The sequence below is a fragment of the Vitiosangium sp. GDMCC 1.1324 genome (genome assembly GCF_003044305.1).
Taxonomy (GTDB): domain Bacteria; phylum Myxococcota; class Myxococcia; order Myxococcales; family Myxococcaceae; genus Archangium.
On sequence record NZ_PZOX01000028.1, the window covers coordinates 93,093 to 107,562 of the forward strand.

Annotated in this window: 16 protein-coding genes; 6 read left to right on the plus strand and 10 right to left on the minus strand. The window is 67.7% G+C overall.

Going from position 1 to position 14,470, the window contains the following annotated elements; translation table 11 throughout:
- Window position 1: 1 nt before the first annotated feature.
- From DAT35_RS49640 to nuoE, 3 genes are read right to left on the minus strand one after another with little or no spacing between them, the layout of a single operon-like run.
- Entirely contained in the window at window positions 2–517 is a 516-nt protein-coding gene (locus DAT35_RS49640) for an NADH-quinone oxidoreductase subunit J (RefSeq protein WP_108076395.1), read from the minus strand.
- A complete protein-coding gene (gene nuoF, locus DAT35_RS49645; protein ID WP_108076396.1) occupies window positions 514–1,848 on the minus strand; it encodes an NADH-quinone oxidoreductase subunit NuoF in 1,335 nt (444 codons plus the stop codon). The genes DAT35_RS49640 and nuoF overlap by 4 nt, the downstream gene beginning before the upstream one ends.
- Window positions 1,849–1,874: 26 nt before the next feature.
- Window positions 1,875–2,363, minus strand: a complete 489-nt coding sequence (nuoE, locus tag DAT35_RS49650) for an NAD(P)H-dependent oxidoreductase subunit E (RefSeq protein WP_108076397.1) — start codon at window positions 2,361–2,363, stop codon at window positions 1,875–1,877.
- 103 nt (window positions 2,364–2,466) lie between these two features.
- Here nuoE and DAT35_RS49655 point away from each other — a divergent pair, with 103 nt between their 5' ends.
- From DAT35_RS49655 to serB, 3 genes are all read left to right on the plus strand, one after another.
- Window positions 2,467–3,228 carry a TIGR02266 family protein gene (locus DAT35_RS49655; protein WP_108076398.1) on the plus strand — a complete coding sequence of 254 codons (762 nt, stop codon included), beginning with the start codon at window positions 2,467–2,469 and terminating at the stop codon, window positions 3,226–3,228.
- A 58-nt stretch (window positions 3,229–3,286) separates the two neighbouring features.
- Window positions 3,287–4,759 carry a serine/threonine-protein kinase gene (locus DAT35_RS49660; RefSeq protein ID WP_108076399.1) on the plus strand — a complete coding sequence of 491 codons (1,473 nt, stop codon included), beginning with the start codon at window positions 3,287–3,289 and terminating at the stop codon, window positions 4,757–4,759.
- A gap of 85 nt (window positions 4,760–4,844) precedes the next feature.
- A complete protein-coding gene (gene serB, locus DAT35_RS49665) occupies window positions 4,845–6,047 on the plus strand; it encodes a phosphoserine phosphatase SerB (RefSeq protein WP_108076400.1) in 1,203 nt (400 codons plus the stop codon).
- A 6-nt stretch (window positions 6,048–6,053) separates the two neighbouring features.
- Here the strand turns inward: serB and DAT35_RS49670 are convergent, their stop codons facing one another.
- Window positions 6,054–6,908, minus strand: coding sequence for a general secretion pathway protein GspE (locus tag DAT35_RS49670; protein ID WP_108076401.1), 855 nt, complete (start codon window positions 6,906–6,908; stop codon window positions 6,054–6,056).
- Window positions 6,909–6,949: 41 nt separating this feature from the next.
- Here DAT35_RS49670 and DAT35_RS49675 point away from each other — a divergent pair, with 41 nt between their 5' ends.
- The 3 genes from DAT35_RS49675 (at window position 6,950) to DAT35_RS49685 (ending at window position 8,135) form a co-directional block, all read left to right on the plus strand.
- Window positions 6,950–7,309, plus strand: a complete 360-nt coding sequence (locus DAT35_RS49675; protein WP_108076402.1) for a DUF309 domain-containing protein — start codon at window positions 6,950–6,952, stop codon at window positions 7,307–7,309.
- Complete coding sequence (locus DAT35_RS49680) at window positions 7,309–7,503, plus strand: CPXCG motif-containing cysteine-rich protein (RefSeq protein ID WP_108076403.1); 195 nt, start codon at window positions 7,309–7,311, stop codon at window positions 7,501–7,503. Before DAT35_RS49675 ends, DAT35_RS49680 begins: the two co-directional genes overlap by 1 nt.
- A gap of 182 nt (window positions 7,504–7,685) precedes the next feature.
- Entirely contained in the window at window positions 7,686–8,135 is a 450-nt protein-coding gene (locus tag DAT35_RS49685; protein WP_108076404.1) for an Hsp20/alpha crystallin family protein, read from the plus strand.
- Window positions 8,136–8,294: 159 nt separating this feature from the next.
- On the opposite strand, the gene DAT35_RS49690 is transcribed toward DAT35_RS49685, so the two are convergent.
- The 6 genes from DAT35_RS49690 to DAT35_RS49715 all read right to left on the minus strand — a co-directional run bounded on the left by DAT35_RS49690 (window position 8,295) and on the right by DAT35_RS49715 (window position 14,435).
- Complete coding sequence (locus DAT35_RS49690; protein WP_108076405.1) at window positions 8,295–8,888, minus strand: response regulator; 594 nt, start codon at window positions 8,886–8,888, stop codon at window positions 8,295–8,297.
- A gap of 81 nt (window positions 8,889–8,969) precedes the next feature.
- Window positions 8,970–9,548, minus strand: coding sequence for an HAD family hydrolase (locus DAT35_RS49695; protein WP_108076406.1), 579 nt, complete (start codon window positions 9,546–9,548; stop codon window positions 8,970–8,972).
- A 56-nt stretch (window positions 9,549–9,604) separates the two neighbouring features.
- The gene (kdsA, locus tag DAT35_RS49700) at window positions 9,605–10,435 is read right to left on the minus strand and encodes a 3-deoxy-8-phosphooctulonate synthase (RefSeq protein WP_108076407.1); all 831 of its coding nucleotides are present in this window, start codon (window positions 10,433–10,435) and stop codon (window positions 9,605–9,607) included.
- Complete coding sequence (locus DAT35_RS49705) at window positions 10,432–12,060, minus strand: CTP synthase (RefSeq protein ID WP_108076408.1); 1,629 nt, start codon at window positions 12,058–12,060, stop codon at window positions 10,432–10,434. The genes kdsA and DAT35_RS49705 overlap by 4 nt, the downstream gene beginning before the upstream one ends.
- Window positions 12,061–12,154: 94 nt before the next feature.
- Window positions 12,155–12,388 (minus strand): hypothetical protein, encoded by a 234-nt coding sequence (locus DAT35_RS49710; protein ID WP_108076409.1) that lies wholly within the window; start codon window positions 12,386–12,388, stop codon window positions 12,155–12,157.
- Window positions 12,389–12,728: 340 nt separating this feature from the next.
- Window positions 12,729–14,435, minus strand: a complete 1,707-nt coding sequence (locus tag DAT35_RS49715) for an ABC transporter ATP-binding protein (RefSeq protein WP_108076528.1) — start codon at window positions 14,433–14,435, stop codon at window positions 12,729–12,731.
- Window positions 14,436–14,470: the final 35 nt, after the last annotated feature.

Genomic DNA, 14,470 nt, shown 5'->3' on the forward strand with positions numbered 1-14,470 from the left:
TTCAGATCCTCGACTTGGCCACCACGACCGCGCCCACCATGCCCACCAGCAGCAGCAAGCTCACCGCCTCGAAGGGCAGCAGCCACTTGGTGAAGATTTCCACACCGATGACCTGCAGCGTGCCGAAGCCCTTGGACACGGCCTCCGGTCCGGAAATCCCGGGGGCGGCCGACGGCATCTTCAGCAGGGCCACCACCAGCACCGCGAACAGTCCCGCCGCCGCTCCTCCGCCCAGGATGCGCGAGAGCGTCAGCCTCGGCCCGGACGAGGTCGACTCGCCCAGGTTGAGCAGCATGATGACGAAGAGGAAGAGCACCATGATGGCGCCCGCGTAGACCAGCACCTGCAGCACCGCCACGGTGTGGGCCCACAGCAGCACGTAGGTGCCGGCCAGGAAGAAGAACGTGGCCACCAGTGCCATGGCGGAGCTGATCGCGCTCTTGGAGAAGATGACCAGCCCGGCCGACAGCAGCGTCAGGAGCGCGAAGGCTCCGAAGAGAACCAGCTCGATGTTCACGACCAGTCTCCGAACGCGCCCCAGGGCTTGTCGCCGAACGGGCAGCGGTGCTCGCGGATGTGCGCCTCGAACTCGTCGCGGAAGCGCATGAGGAAGGAATGGGTCGGCAGCGCCGCGGCATCGCCCAGCGCGCAGATGGTGTTGCCCAGGCCGATGGGCGGGTAGGGCGCGATGGAGGCCGCCACGTTGCTGAGGATCTCCACGTCACCCGGCTCGCCGCGGCCCTCTTCGAGCTTGCGCAGCACGCGCGTCTGCCACGGGGTGCCCTCGCGGCACGGGGTGCACTGGCCGCACGACTCCTCGGCGTAGAAGCGCGCCACGCGCCACAGGCTGCGCACCATGCACGTGGTGTCGTCCATGACGATGACGCCGCCGGAGCCCGCCATGGTCTGCTTCACCTTGACGGCCTCGAACTCCATGGCCACGTCCAGCTCGTCCGGGCTCAGGATGGGCGCCGACGAGCCGCCGGGAATCACCGCCTTCACCTTGCGGCCCTTGGGCATGCCCTGGCCGTACTTGTCGTCGAAGATGAGCTGGGTGAAGGTCGCCTCGAGCGGAACCTCATAGACGCCCGGCCGGTTCACCGTGCCCGACAGGCACACCAGGCGGGTGCCGCCCGACTTGTCGGTGCCCAGCCCGGCGTACCAGGCGGCGCCGCGGGTGAACACGTGGGGCACGCTGGCGAGCGTCTCCACGTTGTTGACCACCGTGGGGCAGCCGAACAGGCCCACCACCGCGGGGAACGGCGGCTTGAGCCGGGGCCAGCCCTTCTTGCCCTCGAGGCTCTCCAGCAGCGCCGTCTCCTCGCCGCAGATGTAGGCGCCCGCGCCGCGCACCACGTAGCAGTCCAGCTGGTAGTCCTTGCCCAGGATCTTCTTGCCGAAGATGCCCGCGGCATACGCCTCGCGGATGGCCGCGTTGGTGCGCTCCGCCTGGAGCTTGAACTCGCCGCGCAGGTACACGTAGCAGGTGTGCACGCCCAGCGCGTAGGACGCGATGGCGATGCCCTCCAGCATCATGTGCGGATCATTCTCGAGGATGTAGCGGTCCTTGAAGGTGCCCGGCTCGGACTCATCGCCGTTGACCGCCAGGTACTTCGCCTTGGGGCTGTCCTTGGGGACGAAGCTCCACTTGAGGCCCGTGGGGAAGCCCGCTCCACCGCGCCCGCGGAGGTTGGACTTCTTCACCTCGTCGATGATCTGCGCCGGCGCCATCTCCAGGGCCTTCTCCAGCCCCTTGTAGCCCCCGCGCTTCTTGTACTCCTCCAGCTTCCAGGAGTTGGGCTTGCCCCAGGCGCTCGAGATGAGCGGTTCAAATGCCGTTGTCGCCATGGAATCAGGTTCCTTGATGCGGAAGTTCAGGGAAGCTTGTCGAAGAGCGCGTCGACCTGGGCCTTCGTCAGGTTCTCGTGATGCTCCTCGTTGATTTGCAGGCACGGCGCGGTGCCGCAAGAGGCCAGGCACTCGGTCTCGCGCAGGAAGAAGCGCTCGTTCATCTCACCGGCCTTCAACCCGAGCTTCTGCTCCAGGTAGGCGAGCATCTTCTCCGCGCCCCGCAGGGAGCAGGAGAGGTTGGTGCAGACGTCGACGGTGTACTTCCCCGGCTTCTTGAGGTGGTACATCACGTAGAAGCTCGCCACCTCGTAGGCGCGCTCGGGAGTGACGCCCAGCCGGCTGGCGACCAGCTTGAGTCCCTCGGGGGGCAGCCAGCCTTTCAGCTCCTGCAGCAGACGAAGCGCGGGCAGCATTCCTGCGCTCTTCCGATCCGCGGGGTAGTGCGAGAGGATCTCCGCGATCTCCGCGTCGAACTTCTTCTGCTCTTCGGGGGTGAACAGGGGCTCCGCCATGGCGGGCGCTTCGTACGGCTCGAAAGGCCGCGTTGTCAACATAAACCCTCGGCGCTACACTGCGCCCCATCAGCGAAATGCCGAGCGATTTCAACCCCTTGTTATGAATCGGGGATCAGACGACAAGCGAGATGGTTCCCGAGTGCCGCTCGTGCTGCGAGTGCAGTTCCCGGATCAGGCCCGGATGACGGAGGTCACCGAGAATCTCTCCAAGGGAGGGATTTTCGTGCAGACCGACCGGGCGTTCACGGCTGGCCAGGAGGTGGGGCTGGCACTTTCTTTCCCGGGGCTGCTGAATCCGGTACAAGTCGTGGGGACGGTGGCCTGGGTACGGCCAGTGTCGGCGGAGGCTCCGGGTGGAGTCGGCATCCGGGTGGTGCGCGATCAGGACCGGCAGCGATTGGGTGAAATCTTGAGTTCGGCAGGACAGACCCGCGCGTCGGACCAGACGGCCCCCCCCGCCGAGGGCTACCGTGTCCTCATTGTCGAGGACAACCCGCACATCGTGGAGATGTACAGCTACGTGCTCAAGAAGCTGGCGAGTGGCGAGCTGGCGGGCAAGGTGCCGCTCGAGGTGCACTTCTCTCCGGACGGGCACCACGCCCTGCAGCAGCTGCAGGAGAAGCGGGGCCGCTTCAGTCTGGTGATGACGGACCTGTACATGCCGGTGATGGACGGCTTCGCGCTGATCGAGCGCATCCGCGCCGAGGAGTCGCTCAAGTCCATCCCCGTGGTGGCCATCTCCGCGGGAGGCCCGGAGGCGCGTGAGCGTGCCATGCAGCTGGGCGTGGACATCTACCTGCGCAAGCCGGTGCGCTTCCAGGAAGTGCTGGAGACGGTGAAGCAGCTGCTTCACATTCCCTGACAGAGAGGCGGGCGGCTGATTTGAGGCGGGGCGCTGGGCCGCGTAGAGTCCGGCGCGCATGTCCAAGCCCGCCATCCACCGCGATACCGTCTGCGGCGAGGCGCTGTTCATCCTCCAGAGTCTGAAGGAGAACGGCCGTCTGGGTCGCTCGAGCAAGCTGGCCGATGTGAAGGCCACGCTCGAGCCGTCCGTCTCGCTGGAGTTCGACAGCTACTATCTCTTCCTCCGCAAGTACCTCTACATCGCGCTGGACCACCGCGAAGCGCAGCTGCGCCTCACCGAGCTGGGTGAGCGCGTGGTGGGGGGCGAGCTGCAGGACAAGTTCGCCCTGGAGGTGGGCGAGTTCTTCGCCGATCAGCTCGCCGGGGATGTGCCCGTCGTCCAGGGTGCTGACGAGGGAGACGAGCCCATCATGCCGCCACCTCCGCCGGACATCTTCCTCGAGGAGTCGGAGATGTTGCGGCCCGCCGAGCCTCCGTCCCTGCCGCGCACCCGCGCGTCCGGTTCGTTCGGAGTGGAGCTGCCACTCCCCGCGCCCGTGCCTCCTCCCCCGGTGGCCAGCATGCGCAACGAGGCCATCCCCCTGCCGCCCGCTCCCCCCGTCGCTCCCATGGCGCCTCCCGCTCCCGTCTCCGCGTCCGTGCAGCCGCTGGCCACCCCCTCCGCCCCGAAGGCTTCGGAGCTGTTGGATCAGCGCTATCAGAAGCTCGAGGCCGTTGGCTCCGGGCCGCTCGGCACCGTGTACAAGGGCCGCTTCAACGCGCTCGGGCAGGACATCTGCGTCAAGGAGCTGAAGGACATCTTCGGCTACTTCTCCTTCCTCCAGCGCGGCGAGGTGCTCAAGCGGCTGAAGAAGGAGCTGTGCGCGCAGGCCCAGGTGCGCCACCCGGGCATCGTCCAGGTGCTGGATCAGAACACCGAGACGGCCAAGCCCTACTACGTGCTCGAGCAGCTGCACGGCAGCCTCAAGGGCAGGCTGGAGGACGGTGGGGGCAAGGGCATTCCGGTGTCCCTGGCCATGCGCTGCTTCCTGCAGGTGGCCTATGCGCTGCGCGCCGCGCACGCCGTGGGCCTCACCCACCACAACCTCAAGCCGGAGAACATCCTCTTCGACGTCTACGGCAACGCGAAGCTGGGTGACTTCGGCCTCGGCCGCGTGGTGGAGCAGGATGCCTCCAAGGGTCTGCCCCAGGTCTTCGTGGGCGCCAGCGGCATGGTGTACCTGGCCCCCGAGCTCCTCCAGCCCCAGCGTGCGAAGGACTCCGGTCCCGCCTCCGACGTCTACGGGTTGGGCATCCTCCTCTACGAGATGCTCACCGGGCAGATTCCGGGCCGCCGCTCGCCGCTGCCCTCCGAGGTCAACCCCGAGGCCCCCGCCGGCCTGGACGCCATCTTCGACAAGATGACCCAGGACCGGGTGGAGCAGCGCTACCCGGACGTCGACGCGATGCTGGAGGACTTCTACAAGTCCTTCACCGAAGCGCAGTTCCTCGCCAAGGGGGACCTCATCCTCTCCTCGGAGCCGCAGTAGCGCTCCCGGGGGCCTGGTGCTGCGCCGGGCCCCCAGCGTCACGAGTGCTCGCGGCCGGAGCGCCGGGCTGTAGACTCACCGCATCATGAGCAACAGCCCGAATCCGCAGGAGCCTGTCCTCGTCACCGTTACCGGGAGGGACCAGCCCGGCATCACCGCCCGTCTGACCGGCATTCTCGCCAAGGTGGGCGCGGCGCTGCTCGATATCGAGCAGGTGGTGGTGCATGGGCAGCTCACCCTGTCCCTGTTGGTGCGCCTGCCCGAGACGAGCAGCGTCCTCATGGAGCTGCTCTTCGCGGCTCGGGAGCTGGGGGTGTCGCTGGACTTCCAGCCGGTGACGGAGTCGCGCTCCCCGGCGGCGCCCAGCCCCAGCCGGCATGTCGTGACCATGGTGGGCCGCTCCCTGGGCGCTCGCGAGCTGCACGCCGTGGCCGAGCGGCTGGCCCAGCACAATGCCAACATCGAGCGCGTCAACCAACTGTCCGAGGGCGACCCGAGCTCCATCGAAATCCACATCGCCCTGACGCAGGACAGGGATCCGGAGGAGCTCAAGCGCTCGCTCCTGGCGCTGGCCATGTCCACCAGCGCCTTCGACGTGGCACTGCAGCGGGAGACCCTCTACCGGCGCAGCAAGCGGCTGGTGGTGATGGACATGGACTCCACGCTCATCCGCATCGAGGTCATCGATGAGCTGGCGCGGGCCTACGGCGTGGGAGAGCAGGTGTCGCGCATCACCGAGCGCGCCATGCAGGGGGAGATGGACTACGACGAGTCCCTGCGCCAGCGCGTGGCGCTGTTGAAGGGGCTGGACGTGAAGGTGCTGCGGGACATCGCCGCCAACCTCCCGCTCACCGAGGGCGCGGAGACGCTCATCCGCGTGCTCAAGCGGCTGGGCTATCGCACCGCCATCATCAGCGGTGGCTTCTCCGTGGCGGCCGAGGCGCTCAAGGCCCGGCTGGGCATCGTCTACGCCCACTCCAACGTGCTGGAGGAGGTGGACGGCAAGCTCACCGGCCGCACTCTGGGGCCCATCGTCAACGCACGCCGCAAGGCGGAGCTGCTGGAGAGCATCGCCCAGGCGGAGGGAATCCTGCTCGACCAGGTCATCGCCGTGGGCGATGGCGCGAACGACCTGTTGATGCTGGAGCGCGCGGGCCTGGGTATCGCCTTCCGCGCCAAGCCCAAGCTGCGCCAGGCGGCCGACACCTCCATCTCCGCCGGCGGTCTGGACACCATCCTCTACCTCCTGGGGCTCACCCGCCGCGAGCTCCAGGAGGTGATGGCGTAGGGCGGCTCAGGAGGGGCGCATGCGCGCCGCCAGCTCCCGCTGCTGAATCGTGCGCTTCTCCAGCAGCAGCTCGAGCAGGGCGCGCAGAATCTTGGAGCTCTTCTCCTGGTTGACCTGCACTGCCTGCAGCCGCTGCATCTCCTCAGGGGAGAACACCTCGGCCGGGGAGGGCGCGGAGCTGAGGATTTCATCGAGCAGATCCGCCGCGCTCGCTCCCCCACCGCCGCGCGAGGGCACGGGCGCGGGAGTGGTCGCGGGACCGGCCTGCCGGGCGGCGTTCTCCTTCGCCATGTTCGGGGCGATGTCGGACAGGGCCTTCATCACCGTCTTGCCGCTGATGTCGACGATCTTGAACTCGTCCTCGTCACCCCCGGCGCTCTCTCTGCGCGAGGCAGGGTGGGCGCTGTGGCTGACGGCCGGGTCCTGGTTGCGGTAGTGGCGCAGGATGGCGTTCTGGATCTCCCGGTCGCCGGCCACCATGGGGATGACGCGCGTGCGGCTGCGCGCGGCCACCTGGTCGATGGTCTGCAGGTCGGTGGGGTCCGCCATCGCGAGCACGAGTGTCTTGCCGTTGTCGCGCAGGGACACGGGGAAGATGCTCTTCTGCTCGGCGAAGCCGACGTCCACCTTCGCGAGCGCGCCGGGGTCCTTGGCGGTGCCCAGTTGGACGCGCTGCACGCCCAGGCCCTGGGAGATGGCCTGGGTGATGGTGTCCTCAGCGACGAGGCCCATGTCGGTGATGATGCGAGACAGGCGTCCGCCCCACTGGTCGTGTTGAGCGAGCGCGCTGCGAAGCTGCATCTCGTCGATGACGCGGGCCTTGACGAGAATCTCTCCGATACGGTTGCGAGGTGCGGCCATGGTCGCCAGTCTACGGAGGAAGTAGCCCGGAGTCGCGTTCGATGCCGCGCGGATTCGATACCTGCTTGGCGGAGGGGGTGGCGCTCTTCAACGCCGGCTCCTTCTACGAGGCCCACGAGGTCTGGGAAGAGGCCTGGCTGCGCGAGCGCGGCCCTCGCCGGCTGTTGCTGCAGGGTCTCATCCTCGTGGCGGCGGGCTGGCTGAAGCGGGACGCGGGCAATGCCCGGGGTGCATGGACGCTCTTCTCCCGCGCGCTCGAACGGCTCGAGTCCCTTCCCCCCGCGTGTGAAGGCGTGGACGTGGCGGGCCTGCGCCCCCGGGTGGCTCGTTGGCGCGAGGGCGACGACAGCATCCGGCCCCAGCTCGCCTGTCTGGCCGCCCACCAGGAAGGAGACCGTTGATGCAACCCTTCGCCGATGAGCAGGTGCTCCTGTGCCCCTACTGCGGTGAGCCTGTGGAGGTGACGGTGGACCCGGGTGGGCCTGGCTCGGAGACGTACGTGGAAGACTGCCCGGTGTGCTGCCGGCCGTGGGTGGTGCACGTCTCCCGGGAGGGAGAGGATGTCTTCGTCTCCCTGGGGCGCGAGGACGACTGAGCCGGCCGGAATGGGCCCGCGGCGCGTCGCCTTGACACGTTCCGAAGCATGGTTCTCTTGAGTCTGTGAGAGGCGCTGGCCCCCCAGAGAGAGGGAACGGCGCAGGCAGACAACCGACTCAGTTTCAATTCAACCAGCGCGCCGCTGCTCCGCGAGGAGTGCGACGCGAGAAGGAGACGACCATGCAGAAGCGTTGGAACCCGTTCGAGATGAGCAATGGTGCCGTGGCGCTGGGGCCTCTGATGGCGAAGGAGTTCGACCAGCTCTTCCGTGACCTGTCCGCGCGCCAGGGCAGCTCGCGCGAGCTCGTCCCGCCGGCGGACATCTACGAGACGGCCGAGGGCATCACCCTGCAGGTGGACCTGCCGGGGCACGACCCGAAGGCCATCGAGGTGAAGGTGGAGCACGACACCCTCACCCTCAAGTCGGAGCGCAAGGTGGAGCGCTCCGACAAGGACGGCGCGCGGCGCCTGGAGCGCAGCTTCGGCGTGTACACCCGCTCCTTCGTCCTGCCGCGCACCGTGGATGCCTCCCGGGTGGAGGCGCGCTACGAGAATGGCGTGCTCACCCTGACGCTGCCGCGGCGTGAAGAGGCCCGGCCCCGCGTGGTCGAGGTGAAGGTCAACAGCTAATGGGAAACGCGGAGTGCCCGGAGGGGATGGGCCCCAGGGAAGGGGGCTCGTCCCTTTCGTTTCGGGCTTCTTGGGACACACGGGCGGCGATACGCCCTCACAGGGGCCCCGGAACATGGCCCCCTGGAGACGCTCCGCCGCTCGTGTCGTCCGCGCTGCCTAGCGCTTGACGGCGGTGTTGGCCCCGAGCGCCAGCGGCACGCGGAAGAGATCCAACACCTGCTGCACATCCAGCGGCTTGGGCAGGCACGCCACGGCGCCAGCCTGCTTCGAGCTCTCCACGACCTCGGGCGAGTGGGCGGACGTCATGGTGATGAGCCGCACGCCCTCCATCTGCTTGCGGGCGCGGATGCGGCGGCACACCTCGATACCGTCGATGTCCGGCATGTTCAGGTCGATGAGCATGCCGTGCGGCTTCTGCTCGCTCACGAGCAGGAGCGCCTCGACGCCACTGGTGGTCGTCTGCAGCTCGACCTGGTTGGCGTAGGGCTTGAAGGCGCGCTTGATGGCATCGAGCACCTGACGCTCGTCATCCACCACCAGCAGGCGCACGGTGCTGCTGCCCAGCTCCTCGGGCACTGGCATCTGGTGGGTGATGAGGAACGTGCGAAGATCCGCCGAGCGTACCCGCCGGTGGCCACCCGGCGTCCGGAACGCCATGAGGATGCCGCGGTCGATCCACTTGCTCACCGTGGACGGGTCCACCTGGAGCAACCGGCTGATGTCGTGGGTCGTGTAGAGCTGATCCGTCATCGAACTCCCCTCACTCTGCACTGCTGCGTTCCGGCCTTCATAGGATAAGACACCTAAGCAGGAAGCGAAAATTCTTCGATTTCACAACTTGACAGCTTGTAGGGCATCAGGGTCTCTCATGTGTTGAACGGTGGCCTCCCACCGTCCCGATGCCTTCAAGCACAGTTCGACCAGCTCGCGTGCGGCGCCGTGTCCTCCCCGGCTCCGCGCCACGTAATGCACTTCCTGACGCACTTCGGGAGCAGCGTCCGCCGGGCAGGCCGACAGGCCCGCCAGACCCAGGGGACCCAGGTCATTGACGTCGTCTCCCATGTACGCGCACTCCCCGGCAGGGACCTCCAGCTGGGCCAACAGTTCACGAAATCCCGCCAGTTTGTTCTTGCGCCCCTGGAGGACGGAGGTGACGCCCAGCTCGAGCCCACGCACTTCCACGATGGACGACGTACGTGCGGTGAGGATGGCGGTCCGCAACCCCGCCAACCTCGCCATCACCAGCCCGTGGCCGTCCTTGACGTCGAAGCGCTTCATCAGCTCGCCGTCACCACCGTAGTACAGACCGCCATCCGTGAGCACGCCGTCCACGTCGAAGATGAGCAGACGCACGCGCGAGGCACGCTCCGTCAGCTCGTCCCTGCTGGGTTTGGGCGGCAGCTCCGTCATGTCGCGTCCCTTGGACTCCCTCCCCACACGGCTAGGTTCACTGCGTACTGCGCTCGCTACGCCGGCTCGTGCCCCAATGCACGCCGGATGGCCAGCACCTGACGTAGCACGTCCTCGAACATCTGGGGATTGAGCGAGCACGGACCGTCACACAGGGCACGATCCGGGTCTTCGTGAACTTCCGTGAATAGTGCGTCTATTCCGGCGGCAGCGGCGGACCGGGCCAGCAGGGAGACGAACTTGCGCTCGCCGGCCGTCTCTCCATTGCCGGCCGAGGGCAGCTGCACGGAGTGGGTGGCGTCGAAGCACACGACGAGCCCGGCCTCACGCATCTGCAGGAAGCCGCGCATGTCCACCACCAGGTTGTTGTAGCCGAAGGTGGCGCCGCGCTCGGTGACGAGCACGTTGGGGTTGCCCACCTCCACGGCCTTGCGCGCCGAGTGGACGATGTCCTTGGGCGCGACGAACTGGCCCTTCTTGAGGTTGACGCCCTTGCCAGTGCGCGCCACCGCCTCCACCAGGTCCGTCTGGCGGCAGAGGAAGGCGGGAATCTGGATGATGTCCACCACCTCGGCGGCGGGGCCCACGTGGCTCGTCTCGTGGACGTCCGTGAGGATGGGCACCCCCACCTCGCGCTTGATTCGGCCGAGGATGCGCAGGCCCTCCTTCAGACCGGGGCCCCGGAAGGACTTGCCGCTGGTCCGGTTGGCCTTGTCGTACGAGCACTTGAAGGCATAGGGGACGCCCAGCCGGCTCGTCATCTCCTTGAGGAGCTTCGCGTGCCGCAGCGCCATCTCCTCGGACTCGATGCTGTCCGGGCCGGCGATGACGAAGAGCTTCTGGCCCGGGCCCACCTTGTGACCGCACAGCTCGATGCTCTGGTTCATGCCTGCGTCCTCCCCGCGTCACGGTGCGAGAGGGCCGCGCCGATGAAGCCGGAGAAGAGCGGGTGGGGCGCGAAGGGCTTGCTCTTGAACTCCGGGTGGAATTGACAACCCACGAAGTACGGATGGTCCGGCAGCTCGATCATCTCCACGAGGTTGAGATCGGGGTTGTGGCCGGACACGACCAGACCCGCCTCCTGCAGGCGGCCGCGGTAGGCGTTGTTCACCTCGTAGCGGTGGCGGTGTCGCTCGTGGATGACGTCCTCCCCATACAGCTTGCGCGCCAGTGAGCCCGGTTTGAGCGCGCAGGCGTAGCTTCCCAAACGCATCGTACCACCCTTGTCCTGGACCTTCACCTGGCTCTCCATGAGCGTCACCACCGGGTGCGGGGTGTGCTCGTTGAACTCCAGGGAGTTGGCGCCGGCCAGGCCCAGCACGTTGCGGCTGAACTCCACCACCGCCATCTGCAGGCCCAGGCAGATACCGAAGAAGGGCACCCGCTTCTCCCGGGCGTACCGCACCGCCATAATCTTTCCCTCGGTGCCGCGTACCCCGAAGCCGCCGGGCACCAGGATGGCGTCCACCCCACCCAGCATCGCCTCGGGACCCTTGTCCTCCACCTCCTGCGAGTCCACGAACTGCAGGTCCACCTTCACGTCGTTGGCGATGCCGCCGTGGAGCAGCGCCTCGTTGAGGCTCTTGTAGCTCTCCTTGAGGTCCACGTACTTGCCGACGATGCCCACCTTCACCTCGCCGCGGCCCGGCGAGTACACCTTGCGGATGATGTCCTCCCAGCGGTCCAGCCGGGCGGCGCGCGTCCAGATGTTGAGCGTCTCCGCCAGCCGCTCGTCGATGCCCTGGCGGTGCAGCTCCAGCGGCAACTCGTAGATGCTCTTCACGTCCGGCGAGGTGAACACGTTGCCATTGTCCACGTTGCAGAACATGGCGATCTTGTCCTTGAGCTCGCGGCTGATCTCCCGGTCCGTGCGGCAGATGAGGAAGTCCGGCTGGATGCCGATCTCCCGCAGCTTCATCACCGAGTGTTGCGTGGGCTTGGTCTTCACCTCGCCGGCCGCGCCGATATAGGGCAGCAGCGTGAGGTGCATGTACACGGCGTTGCCCGCGCCCACGTCGTAGCGCATCTGGCGGATGGCCTCGAGGAAGGGCAGCGACTCGATGTCGCCCACGGTCCCGCCCACCTCGACGATGACCGCGTCCACGCCCTGCGCCGCCTGGCGGATGCAGGCCTTGATCTCATCCGTGATGTGCGGAATCACCTGGACTGTTTTTCCCAGGTACTCGCCCCGCCGCTCCTTCTGGATGACGGAGTGGTAGATGCGGCCGGAGGTGAAGTTGTTGAGCCGGGACATCCTCGCGTTGGTGAAACGCTCGTAGTGGCCCAGGTCCATGTCGGTCTCGCCACCGTCGTCGGTGACGAAGACCTCTCCATGCTGGAATGGGCTCATCGTACCCGGATCGATGTTGATGTACGGGTCGAGCTTCAGGAGGGTGATGTCGAGCCCGCGATTCTCGAGCAGGGCGCCAATGGAAGCAGAGGCGAGCCCCTTGCCCAGCGAGCTGACGACCCCGCCGGTCACGAAGATGAACTTGGTCTTCTTGGAGCGCATGACCCTTCCTGCCAAGAGACCCCGAGGGCGTCAATGATTCTGTCAGGCGCCTTGCACGGCCGCCTGGCCCCGGAAGTCCAGCAAGGAACGGAAGTCAGTCGTGGCCCTGGGTCCGCGGGCGGGATTCGGCGTAGTCCCGGGCCCTCGGCTCGCAGTCGCGCTGGTCGCGCAGCGGGCAGTGGCGGCAGCTCCACCCGTCCCAGCCCCGCTTCACCGCGAGGTGGAGGCAGGCGTCATAGCTGAAGCAGAACAGGTTGCGCTGGCCTTCCACCGCCGACTCGTCACGCAAGGCGGAGGGTAGAGGGCTCGGGCAGGGTGTGATGGACAAGGTCAGGGCCTCCAGCGGATGAAACGGGCCTTCCCCCCGGCGCCTGCAACAGGGGGTCCGCATCCGCATTCCCGAGGGGCTGGCAAAAAAAGAGCCCGCCTGCCCCGCGGCCCCAGACGTGGAGGGGTGCGCGGAACGGACGGGCTCACACCGGCGTCAACTTCCGCTGGACGGAACTCTCAGAGCGCCGCGCCAGCGGAGGTGGACGCCTGACTCATGCTCTCAGTCAAGGCATCACCTCCTTTCTGCGGCGGCTTACGTAATGACGAGGGTCGCTCCGCGCCAGTCGATGAGTGCTGGGAAGTGGCCGGGGGCAGGCAGGCGGGAGGGCGGCCGCTCGTCAGGCTGCCACGAACTGGCGCTCCACCAGCCTGCGGTAGAGGCCCTCCTGGCCCATGAGCGCGGCGTGGTTGCCGCTCTGCACCACCTTGCCGCCCTCCATCACCACCACGCGGTCCGCGCCAATCACCGTGGACAGGCGGTGGGCGATGATGAGCGTGGTGCGGCCCTTCATCAGCCGCTCCAGCGCCTCCTGCACCAGGTGCTCGCTCTCCGCGTCGAGCGCGCTGGTGGCCTCATCCAGCACGAGCAGGCGCGGATTCTTGAGCACCGCCCGCGCGATGGCGATGCGCTGCTTCTGGCCACCGGAGAGCTGCACGCCCCGCTCACCCACCAGCGTGCGGTAGCCCTCGGGGAAGCGGGAGATGAACTCGTGCGCGTTGGCGGCGCGCGCGGCGGCCTCCACCTCGGCGTCCGAGGCGTCCGTGCGGCCGTAGCGGATGTTGTCCGCGATGGAGGAGGCGAACAGCATCGGCTCCTGCGCCACCGTGCCCACCTGCTGCCGCAGCCACTCGGGATCCAACGAGCGCAACTCCCTGCCGTCCAGCAACACGCGCCCACCCTGCGGGTCATACATGCGCGCCAGCAGCGCGGCGATGGTGGACTTGCCCGCGCCCGAGGGGCCGACGATGGCCACCACCTCGCCCGGGGCGAGCGCCAGGTCGATGCCCTGCAGCACCGGCACATCCTGGCGCGAGGGGTAGGCGAAGCGCACCGCCTGGAAGTCGACCTGGCCCTGGAGGGCCGGCAGTCGCTCGCCGCCCGAGGCGGGGATGGCGGGCGTGCGGTCGATGAGCTCGAAGACGCGCTCGGCGGCGCCAGAGGCCCGCATGAAGTCCGCCCACAGGTCCGTCAGCGCCCCCAGGGAGAAGGCCACCATGATGGAGTAGATGAGGAAGGAGGTGAGGCTGCCCACCGTGAGCCTGCCGTCCAGCACCAGCCGGCCGCCGTACCAGAGCACCACCGCCGAGGCGAGGTAGCCCGCCGAAGAGGCTCCGGCCATGAAGTAGGAGGACTGGCGGGCGCGTTGACGCGCCACGTCGTAGGCGATCTCCGTGGCGGAGCGGTAGCGCTCCACTTCGTGCCGCTCGGCGGCGAAGGAGCGCACGGTGCGGATGCCGGAGAGGCTCTCCTCGGCCACTTCGTTGGCGCGGGCGAGCGCGTCCTGCGTCTGTTTGGCCAGCCCGCGCACCCTGCGGCCGTACGTCACGGCTCCCACCGCCACCACCGGCACGATGGCCAGCATCAGCCCCGTGAGCATCGGAGAGGTGTAGAAGAGCAGCGCGATGCTGCCGAGCGCGGAGGCCGCGTTGCGCAGGCCCATGGAGATGTTCACGCTCACGGTGTTCTGCAGCACCGTGGTGTCCGAGGCCAGCCGGTTGGTGAGCTCGCCCGTCTTGCGCTCGTCGAAGAAACCCACCTCCTGGGACATGAGGCTGGCGAAGAGGTCCTGCCTCAGCTTCGTCACCACGCGCTCTCCAGCGGTGGTGAAGAAGTAGAAGCGCAGCGCCATCGCCGCGCCCTGCACCAGGAAGACGGCCACCATGCTCAAGGCGATGGCGTCGATGCGAGAGCGGTCCCCGGCCTTGAGCGCCTGGTCGATGATGTCGCCGATGACCTTCGGGTACACCAGCCCCAGGGCGCTGGCGATGAGCAGGAAGACGGTGCCGGCGATGAGCCTGCGCGTCTGGGGACGGGCAAGGCTCATCAGACGGCGGAACGTCACCCGGGAGAACTTGGGCT

What these genes read in the sequence shown, in the direction of transcription:
- nuoF (WP_108076396.1), bottom strand. Translation starts at nt 1,848, where the DNA reads ATGGCGACAACGGCATTTGAACCGCTCATCTCGAGCGCCTGGGGCAAG.
- nuoE (WP_108076397.1), bottom strand. Translation starts at nt 2,363, where the DNA reads ATGGCGGAGCCCCTGTTCACCCCCGAAGAGCAGAAGAAGTTCGACGCG.
- DAT35_RS49655 (WP_108076398.1), top strand. Translation starts at nt 2,467, where the DNA reads ATGAATCGGGGATCAGACGACAAGCGAGATGGTTCCCGAGTGCCGCTC.
- DAT35_RS49660 (WP_108076399.1), top strand. Translation starts at nt 3,287, where the DNA reads ATGTCCAAGCCCGCCATCCACCGCGATACCGTCTGCGGCGAGGCGCTG.
- serB (WP_108076400.1), top strand. Translation starts at nt 4,845, where the DNA reads ATGAGCAACAGCCCGAATCCGCAGGAGCCTGTCCTCGTCACCGTTACC.
- DAT35_RS49670 (WP_108076401.1), bottom strand. Translation starts at nt 6,908, where the DNA reads ATGGCCGCACCTCGCAACCGTATCGGAGAGATTCTCGTCAAGGCCCGC.
- DAT35_RS49675 (WP_108076402.1), top strand. Translation starts at nt 6,950, where the DNA reads ATGCCGCGCGGATTCGATACCTGCTTGGCGGAGGGGGTGGCGCTCTTC.
- DAT35_RS49680 (WP_108076403.1), top strand. Translation starts at nt 7,309, where the DNA reads ATGCAACCCTTCGCCGATGAGCAGGTGCTCCTGTGCCCCTACTGCGGT.
- DAT35_RS49685 (WP_108076404.1), top strand. Translation starts at nt 7,686, where the DNA reads ATGCAGAAGCGTTGGAACCCGTTCGAGATGAGCAATGGTGCCGTGGCG.
- DAT35_RS49690 (WP_108076405.1), bottom strand. Translation starts at nt 8,888, where the DNA reads ATGACGGATCAGCTCTACACGACCCACGACATCAGCCGGTTGCTCCAG.
- DAT35_RS49695 (WP_108076406.1), bottom strand. Translation starts at nt 9,548, where the DNA reads ATGACGGAGCTGCCGCCCAAACCCAGCAGGGACGAGCTGACGGAGCGT.
- kdsA (WP_108076407.1), bottom strand. Translation starts at nt 10,435, where the DNA reads ATGAACCAGAGCATCGAGCTGTGCGGTCACAAGGTGGGCCCGGGCCAG.
- DAT35_RS49705 (WP_108076408.1), bottom strand. Translation starts at nt 12,060, where the DNA reads ATGCGCTCCAAGAAGACCAAGTTCATCTTCGTGACCGGCGGGGTCGTC.
- DAT35_RS49715 (WP_108076528.1), bottom strand. Translation starts at nt 14,435, where the DNA reads ATGAGCCTTGCCCGTCCCCAGACGCGCAGGCTCATCGCCGGCACCGTC.